Annotated in this window: 13 protein-coding genes and 1 tRNA gene; 6 read left to right on the top strand and 8 right to left on the bottom strand. The window is 46.1% G+C overall.

What is annotated here, in order from left to right; all coding sequences use genetic code 11:
• Window positions 1–23: 23 nt before the first annotated feature.
• From GX089_12380 to GX089_12400, 5 genes are all read right to left on the bottom strand, one after another.
• Window positions 24–1,958: an ATP-dependent metallopeptidase FtsH/Yme1/Tma family protein gene (locus GX089_12380; protein NLP03286.1), complete on the bottom strand. Its 1,935-nt coding sequence runs from the start codon at window positions 1,956–1,958 to the stop codon at window positions 24–26.
• Between the two features lie 277 nt (window positions 1,959–2,235).
• Window positions 2,236–3,600, bottom strand: coding sequence for a tRNA lysidine(34) synthetase TilS (tilS, locus tag GX089_12385; protein NLP03287.1), 1,365 nt, complete (start codon window positions 3,598–3,600; stop codon window positions 2,236–2,238).
• An 86-nt stretch (window positions 3,601–3,686) separates the two neighbouring features.
• Window positions 3,687–3,760, bottom strand: a tRNA-Met gene (locus GX089_12390).
• A gap of 52 nt (window positions 3,761–3,812) precedes the next feature.
• On the bottom strand, window positions 3,813–4,712 hold the full coding sequence (locus GX089_12395; GenBank protein ID NLP03288.1) for a M23 family metallopeptidase: 900 nt from the start codon (window positions 4,710–4,712) through the stop codon (window positions 3,813–3,815).
• Window positions 4,713–4,870: 158 nt separating this feature from the next.
• Complete coding sequence (locus tag GX089_12400) at window positions 4,871–5,446, bottom strand: methyltransferase (protein NLP03289.1); 576 nt, start codon at window positions 5,444–5,446, stop codon at window positions 4,871–4,873.
• Window positions 5,447–5,845: 399 nt separating this feature from the next.
• Between GX089_12400 and trxB the strand changes: the two genes are divergently transcribed.
• On the top strand, window positions 5,846–6,793 hold the full coding sequence (gene trxB / locus GX089_12405) for a thioredoxin-disulfide reductase (GenBank protein ID NLP03290.1): 948 nt from the start codon (window positions 5,846–5,848) through the stop codon (window positions 6,791–6,793).
• Here trxB and GX089_12410 read toward each other — a convergent pair whose 3' ends face one another.
• Window positions 6,794–8,242, bottom strand: a complete 1,449-nt coding sequence (locus GX089_12410) for a GntR family transcriptional regulator (GenBank protein ID NLP03291.1) — start codon at window positions 8,240–8,242, stop codon at window positions 6,794–6,796.
• A gap of 352 nt (window positions 8,243–8,594) precedes the next feature.
• Between GX089_12410 and GX089_12415 the strand changes: the two genes are divergently transcribed.
• Window positions 8,595–9,116 (top strand): phospholipase, encoded by a 522-nt coding sequence (locus tag GX089_12415; protein NLP03292.1) that lies wholly within the window; start codon window positions 8,595–8,597, stop codon window positions 9,114–9,116.
• A 188-nt stretch (window positions 9,117–9,304) separates the two neighbouring features.
• On the opposite strand, the gene GX089_12420 is transcribed toward GX089_12415, so the two are convergent.
• Entirely contained in the window at window positions 9,305–10,018 is a 714-nt protein-coding gene (locus GX089_12420; GenBank protein ID NLP03293.1) for a 16S rRNA (uracil(1498)-N(3))-methyltransferase, read from the bottom strand.
• Window positions 10,019–10,208: 190 nt separating this feature from the next.
• On the opposite strand from GX089_12420, the gene GX089_12425 reads away from it, so the two are divergent.
• On the top strand, window positions 10,209–12,065 hold the full coding sequence (locus tag GX089_12425) for a protein kinase (protein ID NLP03294.1): 1,857 nt from the start codon (window positions 10,209–10,211) through the stop codon (window positions 12,063–12,065).
• A 27-nt stretch (window positions 12,066–12,092) separates the two neighbouring features.
• Here the strand turns inward: GX089_12425 and GX089_12430 are convergent, their stop codons facing one another.
• A complete protein-coding gene (locus GX089_12430) occupies window positions 12,093–12,881 on the bottom strand; it encodes a ParB N-terminal domain-containing protein (GenBank protein NLP03295.1) in 789 nt (262 codons plus the stop codon).
• Between the two features lie 308 nt (window positions 12,882–13,189).
• On the opposite strand from GX089_12430, the gene GX089_12435 reads away from it, so the two are divergent.
• The 3 genes from GX089_12435 (at window position 13,190) to GX089_12445 (ending at window position 16,308) form a co-directional block, all read left to right on the top strand.
• A complete protein-coding gene (locus GX089_12435; protein ID NLP03296.1) occupies window positions 13,190–14,839 on the top strand; it encodes an LTA synthase family protein in 1,650 nt (549 codons plus the stop codon).
• A gap of 132 nt (window positions 14,840–14,971) precedes the next feature.
• A complete protein-coding gene (locus tag GX089_12440; GenBank protein NLP03297.1) occupies window positions 14,972–15,634 on the top strand; it encodes a BON domain-containing protein in 663 nt (220 codons plus the stop codon).
• 89 nt (window positions 15,635–15,723) lie between these two features.
• Window positions 15,724–16,308 (top strand): hypothetical protein, encoded by a 585-nt coding sequence (locus tag GX089_12445; protein ID NLP03298.1) that lies wholly within the window; start codon window positions 15,724–15,726, stop codon window positions 16,306–16,308.
• Window positions 16,309–16,310 lie beyond the last annotated feature (2 nt).

Below are 16,310 nucleotides of genomic sequence, written 5' to 3' on the forward strand. Positions count from 1 at the left end.
TATGATATCGGGCATTGTTTTTATCAGTTAATACCGGCAGCAGGCTCTGTCTCCGGTCCTACTGTCACCGTATTTTCAGGCTTCTCCGGTGCTTTCCTCAGAAGAGACCGCGTTTTCTTTACTGTCTGGAGCGTATCCCCGCTGATCACCTTCATGATTTCTTCACGGTCAAGAAGTTCATGTTCCAGAAGAGCATTTGCGAGCATTTCAAGCTGGTCACGGTGCTCAGTGAGAATCTCTCTTGCCCTCTGAGCCTGTTCCTCTATCATCACCCGCATCAGACGGTCTATCTCTTCCGCGGTTTTATCCGAGTAGTCCCTGTGACGGGAGATCTCACGTCCCAGGAAAATCTGCTCATCTTTTTCACCGTAGCTTAAGGGTCCCAGTTCATCTGTCATTCCGTAATCACAGATCAGTTTACGGACCAGATTAGTGGCCTGTTTAATATCGCTTGCCGCACCGGTCGTCTGATTCCCGAACACTATCTCCTCAGCCATCCTTCCGCCAAGCATAATGCAGATACGGTCGAGTATATACTGTTTGGAATAGCTGTGCTTATCTTCCCAGGGAAGCGAAAAGGTGACTCCCAGCGCCCGTCCCCGGGGAATAATTGTCACTTTATGAAGAGGATCGGCCTCTTCACAATAGATATTGCATATGGCGTGTCCTGCCTCATGATAAGCTGTAAGCTTTTTCTCTTTCTCGGACAGTACCATGCTTTTCCGTTCAGCACCCATCATGACCTTGTCTTTGGCTTCTTCAAAATCGAGCATGGTGACAGTGTCCTGACCAAACCTCGCAGCCATAAGTGCCGCCTCATTGACCAGATTCGCCAGATCCGCTCCCACAAATCCCGGTGTTCCGCGGGCAATAGTGTAGAGATCAACATCAGCGCCCATAGGAATGCTCTTTGTATGCACCTGAAGGATTCCCTCTCTTCCCTTTACATCAGGAACATCCACCACTATCTGCCTGTCAAACCTCCCCGGTCTCAGAAGAGCCGGATCGAGAACATCAGGTCTGTTGGTAGCAGCAATGAGTATGACACCTGAATTCACCTCAAAACCATCCATCTCTACCAGCATCTGGTTGAGCGTCTGCTCCCTCTCGTCATGACCGCCACCAAGCCCGGCCCCCCTCTGACGTCCAACAGCATCGATCTCATCGATGAAAATTATGCAGGGTGAATTCCGTTTGGCTGTCTCGAACAGATCACGTACTCTTGAAGCACCCACCCCCACAAACATCTCCACAAAATCAGATCCGCTCATCGAGAGAAAAGGCACTCCAGCCTCACCGGCAACACACCTTGCAAGCAGAGTCTTTCCGGTTCCGGGAGGACCTAAAAGCAGCACACCTTTAGGAATCTTGCCACCAAGACGCTTGAATTTCTTTGGATCCTTAAGAAAATCGATTATCTCCTGAAGTTCCTGCTTGGCTTCCTCAACCCCCGCAGCGTCAGCAAATGTTATCTGGGGACGATCCATCGGGTTAAGTTTGGCACGGCTTTTCCCGAAAGTAAATATCCCCTTCTGCCCCGCCTGCATCTGCCTCATGATAAATAACCAGACAAGAATCATCAGTACCCAGGGAAGCGCATTGAGCAGCACATCTCTCACGTCAAGCTTATCCTGCTCGAATGTGTACTGAAATCCGGCATTATCCCATTTGGAAATCATCTCACTGTCAATATAGGGAAGATTGACGGTGAAATACTTGCCAGGCGCATTATTCTTTATGGAAGGAATCTTGCTTAATGATGAAGGATCGGCCAGTTCACCGATAAAAATCGCTTTATTAAGCCCCTTCTGCAATACATCAGCTCTGACAATTTTCACTTCAGGATTTGCAAGTACCTCCTGAAATTGACTGTAACTGATCTTGACTTCTTTTCTGGTACCGAAACCCTCGATCGCACGCAGTGCAAACACAACAGCTATCGCTATGGCCAGCCACATCAGAACAGTCTTGCCAGGGTCCTTGCGCGGACCCTTCTTACCTGTATTTTCCTTCTGCTTTTTCTTTTCAGAAGACACCAGGCGGTCCTCCCTGCTTTTCTGCTTTTTTTCTTCCAAAGGCTATTCCTTTCCGACCGCGTACCGGTAAGACAGCCGCGGCTGAATAACATTTTGATTAAATATACATTATATAGTGAAAAAAGTCTTTCCCCTCAAGAAAACTCTCCGGGAACCCGGCAAGCCGAAATCTTACAGCCCAGGTAAGCCTTACACTATTTCAGGCAGGTGAGCAGAGATGAGATTCGATTCTTATAATCCGGCGAGTTGATTCTGTAACACGACTCTCATGATCTATCTGTATTCCGGGAATCCATACTATCTTATTGCTCTGATTTACTATAACTCCAAACCCTTCACCAAGCATCCTGGGTATACCTTTACTTACCAGGTATTTTATCACTTGTTGTCCTGCTCTCATCCCTAAAGGCTGGAACCTGTCCTCTGCACTTATGCTGCGGTATAAAAGACGCTCTCCACAGCAGTTCCGGTCAAGCACAACCGACCAATTATCACTCTTTATCTTTCCATGTGGGGGATCGCCCTCTGAAACAGAAAACCGCAAATTTACATCATGTAACTCGGTATTGCCTGGCACCGCAATCTCGTATCGGAAATCCCTCTTCTCCACTCTTTCCCGCACAAAGAAAACTCCCTCTTTCCTGGGGAAATAGTGCCATCCGCAGGGAAGAAGATACTCCTTTCCCCTGTTTCTGGAATTATAAAAAACATTCTCAACATGAGCACGATACACAGGGATCCTGTTGCGTTCAAAGAGCGCCTTTATCCCCTCTCCCGCTTCGGGGCGCATTTCCAACCCCTCTTTTTTAAGCAGGAATGATTGGTCTGGAAAAATAATTACGAATCTACCGATCCACTTATTGGCCTCCTGAGAGAGAATACCCCAGGAATCATGAGCTCTCCAGGCCAGTGATGAAAGGTTCTCTATTACATCGGGAACATCCCTGCTCAAAGCAGGAAGCAGCTTATGACGTATGCTGTTGCGACGAAACCGCGTCTCAGCATTGGATGAGTCAGTGCGGAAAGAGATCCCTTTCATTGAGAGCCATTCAACCAGCTCGCTTCTTGCTATGTAAAGCAGAGGCCTGATCACCCCGTCCTCTCTGAGCGGAAGAATTCCCCGAAGACCCTTTAATCCGGTACCCCTGAATATCCTAAGCAGAACTGTTTCCGCCTGATCATCGGCAGTATGTCCGGTCGCCACAAAATCAAACCCACCACTCTCCATCACCGAGCGGAAAAACCGGTACCGCTCTCTCCTGGCCCACTGCTCTATCCCCGGATCTTCACTGTTGTACCCACTCAGATGCTTGACAAAAAATTGAAGGCCCAAACTGGATGAAAGCTCTCTTACATACTGCTCATCACCATCGGATTCCGCTCCGCGCAACCCATGATTAACATGCGCAACTGCCAGATTAGAGATCTTCAGTTCATCCCTGAGTTCATGCAGCAAACACAGCATCGAAACGGAATCACTGCCTCCGCTTACCGCCGTCAGTACCGATGAATTCGGGAGGAGAAAACGGCTGCAGAATAACAGGATTTTTTCAGAGGGTGACATAAGCTATACAGGGGTAAACAGAGGTAACAACGGAGGAATCAACCCGATAATTGCAAATATTTCGATACCGACACCGAATCAAAAAGTAGCAGCGGAGGGAATCGAACCCCCGACACGTGGATTATGATTCCACTGCTCTAACCGACTGAGCTACGCTGCCACAGGACTTCGAATGAGACTAAAAATTACCATTCGGAGAAAAAAAAGTCAAATTAATCCACAACCGTGTCGAATGGAATCAATACCTGAAGAGGATTTATCGGCTTGGCCATGAAACGCACCTCATAGTGAAGATGCGGACCGGTACTCTTTCCTGTATTTCCCAAAAACCCGATCAATTGTCCTGTTTTTACCTCATCCCCTCCTCTGGTGTTAATTTTCTGCAGATGGGCATAGATTGTTTGATAACCGGTTTCAGCATGATCAATTATCACTACATTACCCCATCTGGATCTGTTTCCTGCAAAGATAACTGTACCCGCCAGAGAACTGTAAACAGGTGTCCATAATTTACCGGCAATATCGATACCGTTATGTCTGGCAGTTCCCTCATAAACCGGATCTGTTCGCATCCCGAAATGTGAAGTAATCCTCCCCTCAGCCGGACTGAGAAAGGAGAGCCGCTCCGGAAAGTTGCTCCCTTTGAAGAGCGGCCGGTCGAAAACAGCGGGTTGCAGCCTTTGTGAAAAGGGAAATATACAGTTGAAATTCTGAATCAGAGTCTTGTTGTTCTCGATTATTTCCAGCCCGGTCTTGTAAACCCCACAAACCGAACCATCTTTGTTCTCTACAGGTTGAAAAGAACGTCTCCTTAAATCGTTTATCGTACGCGAAAGATGAATGTCCAGGATTCTGGCTCCTGAATCGTACTGTATGTATTTTTTTTTCTCAATCTGTACACTAATGATATTTTGGGCACTTAATAACACATACAGAACCCCTCTTATCATCCCTCCCAGACTGATAAAGACTAAAATCAGACACAAGACAACGATTTTAGATGAAATCAGACCATAAAAAGAGCTGTTTTTCTCAGAAATGAAAAAGTACCTGCTTTTTACCAGCGAAAGAACAGTTGTTGAGAGCAGACCTCTCCGCGCTTTTCCAATCATCAATTGCCCCCTGAACGGGAAATTTTCGTAGAAAGCGTAGAAAATTCCGGCACATAACTAACCTCATACCAACAACCAACACGGGTTAAGCGCAGTGCTTTAAAAAAGTATCATCGATTATGTGAGTGCAAAATATATGCCAGTCGGATGAGAGCTTTCTATATTTCGAATCTGAAAATTCTCACCTCACGGGTGTGAACACCCTCAAGCTCCCTGTCCACTTCAATCCACTCGTTTAGCAGAAGCTCTATATTGTCTTTGGGAGCAAAGGGCCTGCTTCCATCGGCAATTATAATTTCTATGCCTTTTCTACGGAGATCCTTCAACAGGGCAAGCATTGATGGGGATTTGGAGCGCTCGTAAAACATGTCTACCACAAAAACCAGATCAAAGGATTCCAGAACATCCTCTTCAAGGAAATTTCTTTTTTCCAGAACCGGAGAGACACCATTGGCAAGGAAATCTCTCTCGGCAATATGCAAGGCAACGGGATCGATATCATTTGCCACTACCCTGACCGCACCGGCTTTCGATGCGGCTATGCTCACAACTCCGCTTCCGCACCCAAGATCCAGAATGCTTTTTCCTTTTACCAGGTCGGGATTGTTGAGTATATATCTGGAAAGTGACTTTGCTCCGGGCCAGACCGCAGCCCAGAAGGGCACATCACACACCGAACCCTGCTCATGCTCCAGAGCATCCCATAAACGGTAAAAATCGGGCGCCTGATGCACTGCAATCCGGGGACAAGTACTCACCGGTGTTAAGGGGGCAAAGTCATTTAGAAGTTTTTCTGATGGTAGTTTCACAATGATAATTTAACTGAATGTGGAAAATTATACATTTTCCAGGCGAAAACTCGGGTCAAAATCCTCATAGATAAACTATATCAGGATTAGACACTTTTGTATTAAATATCTTTCATTTTTTAATACACTATTTAATTATCCCGCCCCTAACCCAGGCCTGCAGCCCGGCTTTTATATAGCGCCCATTTCAGGGCTTTCACTTCCAAAAGAAATCCTTTCAGGCAGGATACCGTGCTTTTCAACAATCAGCCAATTATTTTATGTGTACTATTACATAGATATTTCAATACATTGAACGAAGAGCTGTTCAAACCGGGAGGATTCATGCCAGAACGTTTGGTAATTATTGGTTCAGGGCCGGCAGGACTCACTGCTGCTATTTATGCATCACGGGCAAACATACAACCTCTGCTCTTTGAGGGTTTTCAGTGCGGAGGAATTCCGGGCGGCCAATTGATGATCACAAATATTGTTGAGAATTTCCCTGGCTTCCCCAACGGTATTTATGGACAGCAACTGATGGCCAATATGCGCGAGCAGGCTTTAAACAACGGCACACGATTCATTACTGAGGATGTCATCGAGGTCGATCTGACCACCTATCCCTTTAAAATCGTATCCATGTCTGAAGAAACATACACTGCCGGCTCAATTATCGTTGCCTCCGGAGCAACTGCCAAAAGGCTTCCTCTGGAATCAGAGAAAAAATTCTGGGGGAAGGGAGTTTCGGCCTGCGCTGTCTGTGACGGGGGTTTGCCGGTGTTCAGAAATAAGGAACTGGCAGTGATAGGCGGAGGTGATACTGCTGTAGAAGAAGCACTCCACCTTACCCAGTTCGGGTCCAGAATCTACCTTATCCATCGCAGAGATGAACTGCGGGCAAGCAAGGTGATGCAGAAGCGGGCTCTTACTCATCCTAAAGTGCATATCCTCTGGAACAAGGTAGTAGAGGAATTTCTGGGTGATACAAAGCTTACCGGTTTAAAACTAAAAGACACTGTAACCGGAGAGATCACAGATCTGGAAGTCGTCGGTGCGTTTGAGGCTATCGGGCATCAGCCAAACACCTCCTTTTTAAAGGGTCCCCTGGAGAAAGATGAACATGGGTACATTATTACTGCCCCGGACTCGACATGTACAAATATTGAGGGACTGTTTGCGGCAGGTGATGTTCAGGATTCCAAATACCGTCAGGCGATAGCAGCGGCCGGAAGCGGCTGCATGGCTGCCATCGAGGTAGAAAGATGGCTTCTGGAGAGAGGCGGATTATAATTATCCGACATTTGAGAATGTGGTGTTTCTCACGACGAGCACGCCCTCAATTTCCACCGTGTTGTTTTCCCGGCTCTTATGTGAGGATGGGTTTAACAGGTGAGAGAGCATGAGTTGAACCAGACCATGGATATTGAAGTTATAGGAGGTCAAGCCTCGGCGGAACGCCTCAAAAGTATCATCAAATGCTGCCACTGCTATCCTCCTGCTCACATGCTCCTTCAGGTAATCCAGTGCCATAAATGCCACCCGGTCATTTGCGCAAACCCAGGCTGAGCAATAGGCATCAGATGCTGCTTTTACAAACAGAGGATTAAGAAAAGCCCTCACTGCTTCATCATCGATTATCCTGGAGAGACTGGGCCTGATCCTTAATGCTGCACGCTTGAGAATCCCGTTGGCATTCCGGGGCTTCATAAGATCCTGAAAAAGAATCTCCGATGATTTCAGAGATAAGCGGAACTCATGAGAGTACCTGTATTCATTCAGTGTAAAAGGCTGTATCACAGCTCCGTTTCCCTGTCTCTGGAAAATCTCCTGCAGACCATAAAGTCGTGCTCTTGACCAGTCAGATTTATGAAAGGGAGAAATATAGGCTGCCTTTGAGTGACCCTGCTGAAGCAGATATGAGGCAAGACTTCGTGCGGCATTTGATCCGGTTGCAATGGAAAAAATCTTCAATCCACGATTCCTCCCTGAGGAACTGCCGAGCTGCAGCCGTGTTCCCTCCTGAAGTACTGCGATTGGCTTCTGGAAGAGATCTATCTGTGACAGAACCTCTCTGTAAAGCTCACCGGGACTCTCCGCCCACAGCAGATATCCCAGCACCGAATCATCGGATCTGAGCCGGTCAAATGTGGTACCGTTCTGGTTTGTAAAAGCAACCCTGCCATCCAGCCTGGTATATCTTATTATCTGCAAACGCACTTTCATCTGAGAGCAGAGGTTTTCGCAAATTCTCAGGAACTCCTCACCCCACGGGGTCCTGGACTGAAGCTCAATTGTCGGATCAGACCATCCCAAGAGCACAATTGATGAATGAGCTTTACTGGGAGAGAAGGAGATAACTTTGTAGGTCCGGTGCTCAGGTTGAATCACCCCTTCGACAACCAGGCTGTCAAGTGCCTTGCGCAGGGTTTGATGGCTCACGCCATAGTATGCTTTAACCTCTTTCAAGGAGGGCATCAGGGTGCCGGAAGGATAGAGACCGGTAAGGATATCTTTATGGATCCTGTCCCTGAGCCCCAGCCATCCTTTGCGAAGGGCGTTCACCGGTTCCTCAAAGCTGATACTTACCCGTGTCCCGCTCCCCTGTATCACCTCGAGTACACCTTCGGAGGCCAGTTGATTAACCGCCTTCCACATCGGGACGATGCTAACCCGGGCAGCCTTGGCCAACTGACTGATACTGGGCAGGGGGTCACCGGGTTTCCAGCTTTTATTAAGCATGTATCTCAGGTATTTGAGAGCCTTTTCTCGAGCAGGAGAGACCTGGGATATGGAGGGTTTTTTTTGCATTTGATGGTTGGCGAAATTTGCAAATAGTTTTCAATCTTATATAGTGGCAAACTACAGATGATAGGTTTGACCTTGATATCAACAGCAATCAGTCTAATCCTGTAAACCTCATTGTTTGTTTTTCATATCGGGGTCGGAATCGGTATCGGTATCGGTATCGAAAAAACTGTGTACATGGTGGGAAATCCCCCCGCTGGAAGTGTCGATGCCGATACCAATACCGGCCCCGACACATGAAAACAAATAGTGTTTTCATGCTACCCCCGGCATTATTTTCTACCTGATGATCGAATTTATAACTGATCAGGAAATCTACTCCAGGGTTCTTCTCCAGGAAGTCCCAGCCAGCAAAGACTTTCTCTGGCTTGCCACTTCCGACTTAAAAGACCTTCATATCAAAAAAAACAGACGCTATTTACCATTCCTGGAGGTGCTTTCCTATCTTCTGTCCCGGAATGTTTCGGTTCGTCTGATTCACGCTAAAGAACCAGGGCCGGTCTTTCGGGAAGAATTTGACAGATATCCCATTCTCGCAAAGGGGCTTGAACGATTGCTTTGTCCCAGGGTACATTTCAAATCGATCATTGTCGACGGAAAGGTTGCCTATACAGGCAGTGCGAATCTCACAGGGGCAGGGATGGGTGCAAGGAGTGAGGGAAAGAGGAATTTTGAGGCTGGAATAATAAGCTCTGATCCGAAACTTGTGGGGCAGATAATGCAGCAGTTTGATGACGTGTGGATGGGGAAGTTTTGCGGTAACTGTCATTTTTCGGATAAGTGCCCGGACCGGGATGCCATGACCTGATTTTGAAATCGCTTGACTAAACAAGAATAGTATTTTTGTCAAAAAATGGTTTGTTTTAATCTTACAGAAACAATCTTAATTGAAGAAAAGGATTGATGTGAAAAAGAAAATCGTGATTGCTGGTGCAGTTGTTCTGGCTCTGATCGCCCTGGTTGTGATCATCTCCAGAATACTTTCAAAACGATAGATTAGAAAAGCCGTCCAGCGAGAGCAGGGATAGCATTTTCTACTCTGAGTATCCTGGGGCCTAATGTGACAGCCTGAAAGCCGTTTTTTTCCAGAAGCTCAATTTCAAAAGGAATAAAGCCCCCCTCAGGTCCGATTACCAGTGTAACCGCACAGTTTACATCATGCGGACAAGCCAGGGAACTGTATGGATGTGCCACAAGGGCCATGGTTCCTTTTGCCACCGACGGAAGCTCGTCCTCAACAAATGGTTTAAACCTTTTCCTGATCTCAATTGTGGGTGGAATAGTATCTTTGGCCCCCTCCAAACCAAGAATGATATGGCTGTTGAGGTTGGCACTCTGAAGTACCGGTGAGGACCAGTAGCTTTTTTCAACCCGCCAGCTTTCTATTATGAATACTCTTTTTATCCCCAGAGCTGTAGCCACTTCAATTGATTTCTTTAGACTCTTTGGACGGGGTAAAGCCATCACCAGTGTAAACGGCAGAGCTTGAGGAGGAGGTTCTGAGAGGCTAACCGACAGTTCTATCTTTTCATTGTCAATTGTTTCTACAATGCCGATCCCTGTAAGGCCGCCAAGTATCCCGACCTTGAGCCTGTCTCCGGGAACCGCATGGAATACACTCATGATATGTTCCCTGCGCCGACCCCTGATCTGCACTCTTTTGTGATCACTGCCAATGAAATCACTTTCAGAAATCAAAATAAGATTCAATTATTCACCTCCTCCTGAAATTTATCACTAAAATGAGTATGTTTGATAAGATACGCTCTCGATATCGGAGTCGATATCGGCATCGGGATCGGTATCGTTTTTAATTCCGGATAATCCTTGTTAGTATTAAATATATTTCTCTTTTCTGCTTAAAGGTTGCTTAGAGTAGGAAAGGTATTTTTTGAATCCCATGAGCACTGAAATTAAAAGCAACACAAAGGGAAATCCTCAGAAATTCGGGCGTTACGTTGTAAAAAGCATTCTGGGAGAGGGTGCAATGGGCCGTGTCTATCTGGCGGAAGATCCTGTTCTTCAGCGCCAGCTAGCAGTAAAAGTAATTGCTCTGGAGAAGACCCTGGATGAGACAACCCGGCGTGAATATCTGGAAAGATTTGCAATCGAGGCCAGGGCTTCTGCCAGACTCAGTCATCCTTCGATTGTAGCAGTACACGATGCGGGGCAGCAGGATGGAGTGCCGTGGATAGCATTTGAATATGTCAAGGGAGAGGGGCTGGATCAGCTTATCAGACATCACAAAAAGCTGCCTTATGAAAAAGTCCGCATTATTGCTGTCCAGATTGCCTCTGCTTTACACCATGCCCATGAACACCACATAGTTCACCGTGATGTCAAGCCGGCCAACATTCTGCTGGATTCCCGAACCGGTATAGCCAAGCTCACCGACTTTGGAGTGGTCAAGGCTCCCTGGACAGGCCTGACCCAGTCCGGAACAAGCGTAGGTTCTCCGGGCTATATGTCACCTGAGCAGATCGATGGTTCGAAAATCGACCACAGAAGTGACCTGTTCTCTCTTGGCGTTGTGATGTACGAGATGATCACAGGGAAACACCCCTTTGTCAGGGAAACCGTTCCTGCCACTTTTTATGCGACTATATCGGAAAACTACGAGCCTATTCTGAAAATCTGCCCGGATATTCCCCTTGAACTGGAAAAAGCTGTAAAGGGTTTATTAACCTCAAACAGAGAAAACCGTATCGCCTCAGCACTGGATCTCATAAAGCAGATCTCCCGCAAGCATGATGAACTTGGCAGCGGGCATCTTCACCTCTCAGGCAGAAAAAACCGTCCCCAATCACTTATCAGAACTATCACAGGCAGATTTAACATCCGCGAGATAGCCGTTACCATAGCAGAATACATTAAAACCAACCGCAAACCGGCAATTCAAAAGACTCTGGAGTTGCTGGACAGCATGGGAAAACGGCTCCGGCCGGCAGTTGAATTTGTAAAAAACCTTATAATCGAGGGAAAAAAACGTTTTCAGGACCTCCCCGAACCAGCCAGAAACAAACTGAATATCGGAGCTACAGTTCTATTCCTGGTTATAATCTCCATTGGAACTGCAGTCACTCTTAATAAGATTTTCAAGCCTGCTCCTGAGAAAAAGCCTCTGATCCAACTCGAGCCGGAGGTCCCCTCGGAACTCCTTTACAGATTTGATCAGTCACTTTCCAATGGCATTTTTAGTGAGGCACGGGCAATCAGGGACAGCCTCGGCCAGAATAAAGATCTCTCGAAATGGGTAAATTTTCTCAACGCCAGGATGGAACTTGTGAACGGCAGGTACAGTGAGGCAATCGACAGCTTCACTAATCTGAAAAAAACGGGTGGGAAACAGCTTATAAACAACCAGATGCCCCGTCTGATAACGGACATAGAAAACAGATTTGTCCGTGGAAGGGCCCCGGAACCGCTTGTGTATCTCGCGACCCATGTGCTTTCCATCCACGACTACAAAAGAGCTTCGGAGTTGCTTTATGATAATCACTACTGGAAACGATGGAATATGGTGAGAGTATTCGAATCAGCAGGGAAAAAAGTTGACATGGTTAAAATCCATATCCTTGATCTTCAGACCGCAGCCAGTGTTTCCACCCGGAAGAGAGCGGCCGAGAAGCTGGGGGAACTGGGTGATCCCCGTGCCATTCCTGCACTGAAAAAGGCCAGGGACAAGGGATTTCGGGACCCCTTTGTGGCCTCCGCAGCAGGCGAGATCCTTGAGCGCTATTTCAGTGATGCTGAATAGCGCTGTTTTCCAGTGTAAATTATACTCTCAGGGAATAAGTTCCGGAAACACCGCTCTCATCCTCCCCAGGTCCTCATCGGTGTAATCTCTGCCCCTGAGTACTTTCATGAACGAGTAAAGATCATCGATATGGAGAGTAAAACTGTGGCCGGGGGATTTTTCCTTAAGCTTAGAGAAATGTCCCAGGACAGTTTTAAAGGTCAGCGGTTTGACTGACCGGGTCCCGGGCTGGTTCATCTCCTTTTCCAGAACATCTTTTTCTGTGCCAGCGGGAGCCTTGAGAGTCTTCTGGATTATCTCTTTTGCCCTGTTCCAGGAAATCTCCCCTTTTTCCAGCATCTCTCTCATCTTTTCGTCAACCATTGGAGCAAACCTGAGTATTTCCTCGATCCAGCCCTTACTCTTGTCAAGAAATTCGGCAATCCTTTCAGCCGACCAGTTTACATTGTTCAAGTAAATAACAGTTTCAAAATAGTCAGTGACCCTGATATCGAGCCTGTCTGCATTGAGCTTGAGATTCAGTGCCCGGATCTCATCGGGACCTCCTGCCACAACCCTCACATCCACCCTGTCAAAATATCCCGGATGGCTTTTCCTTATATTGGAAATTGCCGCCATACGATGGAACCCACCGACCAGATAATACTCCCCTGATGTCCTTTCCCACACCATAAGAGGCTCAAGGAGACCGTTTGTGAGGATGTCTTTTTCGAGATGGCTGACTTTGGCAGGGCTGAGCTGCCTGTGATTACCGATAACCGGATGAATCGCGATCTTTTCAATCTGCAAATATTCGTATCTTTTTGTAGTTAGCATTTTATCTCCAGGAAAAGTTAACTCTGTACGCTCTGTACGTGAAATCAAGTAAGCCTTTAATCATGCGGATCATGGTCAAAATTAATAATTGCGGCTTTTATTATCCAGCATCAGATACATGACAACCGGGAAAGTGGAAAATGCTGTTTTAGCAGCGAAGAAGGCCTCCTGTTTTTCCTGTTTCAGGATTAATGAAGAAATGTATATATTTTTTTATATAAACCGCTGATAGCAGGATCTCTATATTGGATATAAAAACCAAGATTCGCAATTTGAAGATATCCGGAGATCTAATATGGATATCTCTGTTGTTTTTATTTATTGCTGCGAACGCTTATAAATGCACTGTTTTCAGGCTGATTCTTTCTGATCTGAAAAACCCATATTTCAGCACTGCTTTTTCATATTACTCCTCATATCTGATGCTTTGTTCCTTTGTGTTTCTTCTTTTATTCAGATTGAAGCAGTTCTGGCTCGCTGTTGTTTTTTACTCCCTTCAGTTTCTGTTTTTATCCGTCAATTTGACCTATTATTTTTTCTTCGAAAGCTACCTTCATCTCAACCAGTACATTCACCTGTTTAATGAAGCAGTTCAACTGCTCCGACACACAGCGGCTCCACTCGAGGGCAGGCTTTTCATCGTTTTTCTGGATCTTCCTCTGCTTGTGGGACTCTTTTTTTTCCGCAAACATATCTCCTTCCGCTCTCCGCCTCTCCGGTATGCAGTATACGCCCCCTTCCTGATTCTCCTGGTAAAGCTTTCCCTGTGGAATCCATTAAAAAGTGAGAGGTTGCGTGATATTATCGATGACCGGTACGCCGGAGAACTGCTTGCAGTTAAAAAATTCGGTATAGGCATGGTAAATCTTGTTAATCTGACCAGAATAAATCAAGACGCTAAGTACCTCAAGGCTCTTAACAATAAGGGAAAACTGATTGAGACAGCTATTGATACCTCTGCAGAAGTACCCGGTTTTTTTGTCATCCAGATCGAGTCGATGGATTCTTATGTCATCAATAAAAAACACAAGGGCAGGTTTATTACTCCCTTTCTTAACAGGCTCAGTAAAACTGCAGTTTACTACCCTTACACACTGAGCTATCACAAAGCCGGGTCAACCTCAGACTGTGAATTCTCGGTAATAAACAGCCTGGAGCCTCTTGATCACTTCCCATCAATGAAAATAAGGAACTATAACTTCCCCAATTCCATCGCCAGAAGCCTTGCAAAGGACAGTTTCGATGTTGCGATATTTCACGGAAACAGAGGTGAATATTTCAACAGGAGAATAGCATTCAAAAAAATGGGATTCCCCGCATTCTATGATATCTTCGACATGAAACTCAAAGAGGTACGCTGGGGTGCTCCTGATCACGAGGTTTTCAATTTTGCTCTCCGCTCTCTTCAATCGGCAAAGGATCCTTTTTTTTATTACCTGATTACCATGAGCAGTCATGAGCCTTTCACTTTTACCGAATCCTATTATCAAAATCCTCGCTATGATGACATCGGGGGAAAAAAAGTGCGGAATTTTTTCCAGTGCATGTCTTATGTCGACAGTACTCTTAATAGTGTTGTGACAAGAATACGAGAGATGCGTCCCAACACAGTAATTTTCATCTTTGGCGATCACACTCCCGGAATTAAGAATGACCTCTACAAGCAGGCATCATTTAAGGAGTCAGGGATGTACTTTGAGTTTACCCCCCTGTTTATAATTACCCCTGATAACCGCAAATACAGCGAAAAAAAGCGTGTTGCCTCCTTTCTGGATATCGTCCCCACCATTCTCTCGATATGCGGAAACCACCACGGAATCCACTCTTACGGTGTCAATCTGCTGGAACCAGATAAGGAGTTTGGTCCTATTCCTTACGGTGGCACGCAGCAGGACCGTAAAATCCTTTTCCAGAAGATTCACCCTTCAGACAACAAATCCCGGAAAAGGCATAACTGAATTTAAACTATAGTTTGATTGGAATCTGGATCTGAATTTCACCTCCGGAGTGAAAAATGTACTATTAGTTAATCCCCCCGGCATACCTTTTGCAACTTCTCTTATACAAAAGATCTGTATGGGGGATCTGTTATGGAAAAAACTGCTGAGCAGATACGGCAGGATGTCATAAAGCAGTTGAAATGGGATAGCCGGATCAAGTCGGAAAATATCTTTGTCGAGGTCACCGGACACACCGTTGTGCTGACAGGCACTGTCAGTTCAAATCTCCAGAGAATATCAGCGGAAAATGACTGCCGGTCAGTTCAGGGTGTCTCTGTTGTCGACAACAGACTCCAAGTAATGAAACCCGCCACCGAACAAATTCCCGACGAGAAAATCAAGTGGAATATCGAGAGTGCACTCTCACTTAACAGCACAATAAATGCATCGATGATTGAGGTGGCAGTAAATAACGGCAAGGTAATATTGGCTGGATCCGTGGATCAGTTCTGGAAAAAACTGAAAATCGAAGAGATCGTTTCCAATGTCCCCGGAGTATACGAAATAGTCAACACTCTCACCGTTGTCCCTACCAATTCCCCATTTGATCAGGCCATCTCCACAGATATCCTCAGTGCGATCAGCCGTTTAGGAAGAATCGATCCTGAATCGATACATGTTGAAGTCAACGGTGGAAGAGTCAGGTTAAGGGGAAAAGTACCTGACTGGCAGTCCTATTCAGCCGCTTATAATATCTCAAAACATACAAACGGAGTGACAGATCTTATAAATGAACTTGTAATTTCAGAATAACCGGCATCGAAATTGAAGCAGAAAAATTCAATACATACAATGAATGTCTTTTTCTCTAATCATCTTAATCAGGGTATTCAGGTTATACAGTGGTCCAAATCAGGTTAATCATCAGTCTGATTCTGATCCTTGTATCTGTCTCTTTCTTCTCTGTAAAAGGGGAAAGTGCCACTGATAATGATACTGTAAGTACCGATACTTCCCAGGCCGAAACAACAGACGGAAATGCAGGACTGGTCAGGAAAAAAGCAGTTCCTTTCATTGCCGCCGGCTTCGGACCGGCAAACCTTGAAAACACCAATTCAGAAGGTCTCGCCTACAATTTTTACGGCGGCAGGTACTGGGAAGTCGCACGGAATGCCGGATTAAAATTTCTTGGCGAGATTACCACTGATTTCGATGACAGTTTCCTTCTGGGAGTCGATATAGGGGCCAATCTCTACCTGCTTCCCGCCGATATCTCACCTTTTATCGGAGGAGAAATGGGATTTGGATTCACCAGAGTATCAGGTGATAATGTATTCGGATTAAGCTTCGCAGCCTCTGCCGGAGCGCAGTTTTTCCGCACCTCTGATGTGCAGCTCAATGCCGAGGTCAGAGCCGGAGTACTGCTTGGCAGATCAGAAGGAGACTTCCCGTTAAATTATATGGCCAGGCTGGGAATCTTTTTCTGATC

The sequence above is a fragment of the Fibrobacter sp. genome, from assembly GCA_012523595.1.
Taxonomy (GTDB): Bacteria; Fibrobacterota; Chitinivibrionia; order Chitinivibrionales; family Chitinispirillaceae; genus JAAYIG01.

Bases quoted from the DNA above. Each gene is read 5' to 3' on its own strand.
- GX089_12380 (NLP03286.1), bottom strand. From the start codon at position 1,958: ATGTGGCTGGCCATAGCGATAGCTGTTGTGTTTGCACTGCGTGCGATC.
- tilS (NLP03287.1), bottom strand. From the start codon at position 3,600: ATGTCACCCTCTGAAAAAATCCTGTTATTCTGCAGCCGTTTTCTCCTC.
- GX089_12395 (NLP03288.1), bottom strand. From the start codon at position 4,712: ATGATTGGAAAAGCGCGGAGAGGTCTGCTCTCAACAACTGTTCTTTCG.
- trxB (NLP03290.1), top strand. From the start codon at position 5,846: ATGCCAGAACGTTTGGTAATTATTGGTTCAGGGCCGGCAGGACTCACT.
- GX089_12410 (NLP03291.1), bottom strand. From the start codon at position 8,242: ATGCTTAATAAAAGCTGGAAACCCGGTGACCCCCTGCCCAGTATCAGT.
- GX089_12415 (NLP03292.1), top strand. From the start codon at position 8,595: ATGATCGAATTTATAACTGATCAGGAAATCTACTCCAGGGTTCTTCTC.
- GX089_12425 (NLP03294.1), top strand. From the start codon at position 10,209: ATGAGCACTGAAATTAAAAGCAACACAAAGGGAAATCCTCAGAAATTC.
- GX089_12430 (NLP03295.1), bottom strand. From the start codon at position 12,881: ATGCTAACTACAAAAAGATACGAATATTTGCAGATTGAAAAGATCGCG.
- GX089_12440 (NLP03297.1), top strand. From the start codon at position 14,972: ATGGAAAAAACTGCTGAGCAGATACGGCAGGATGTCATAAAGCAGTTG.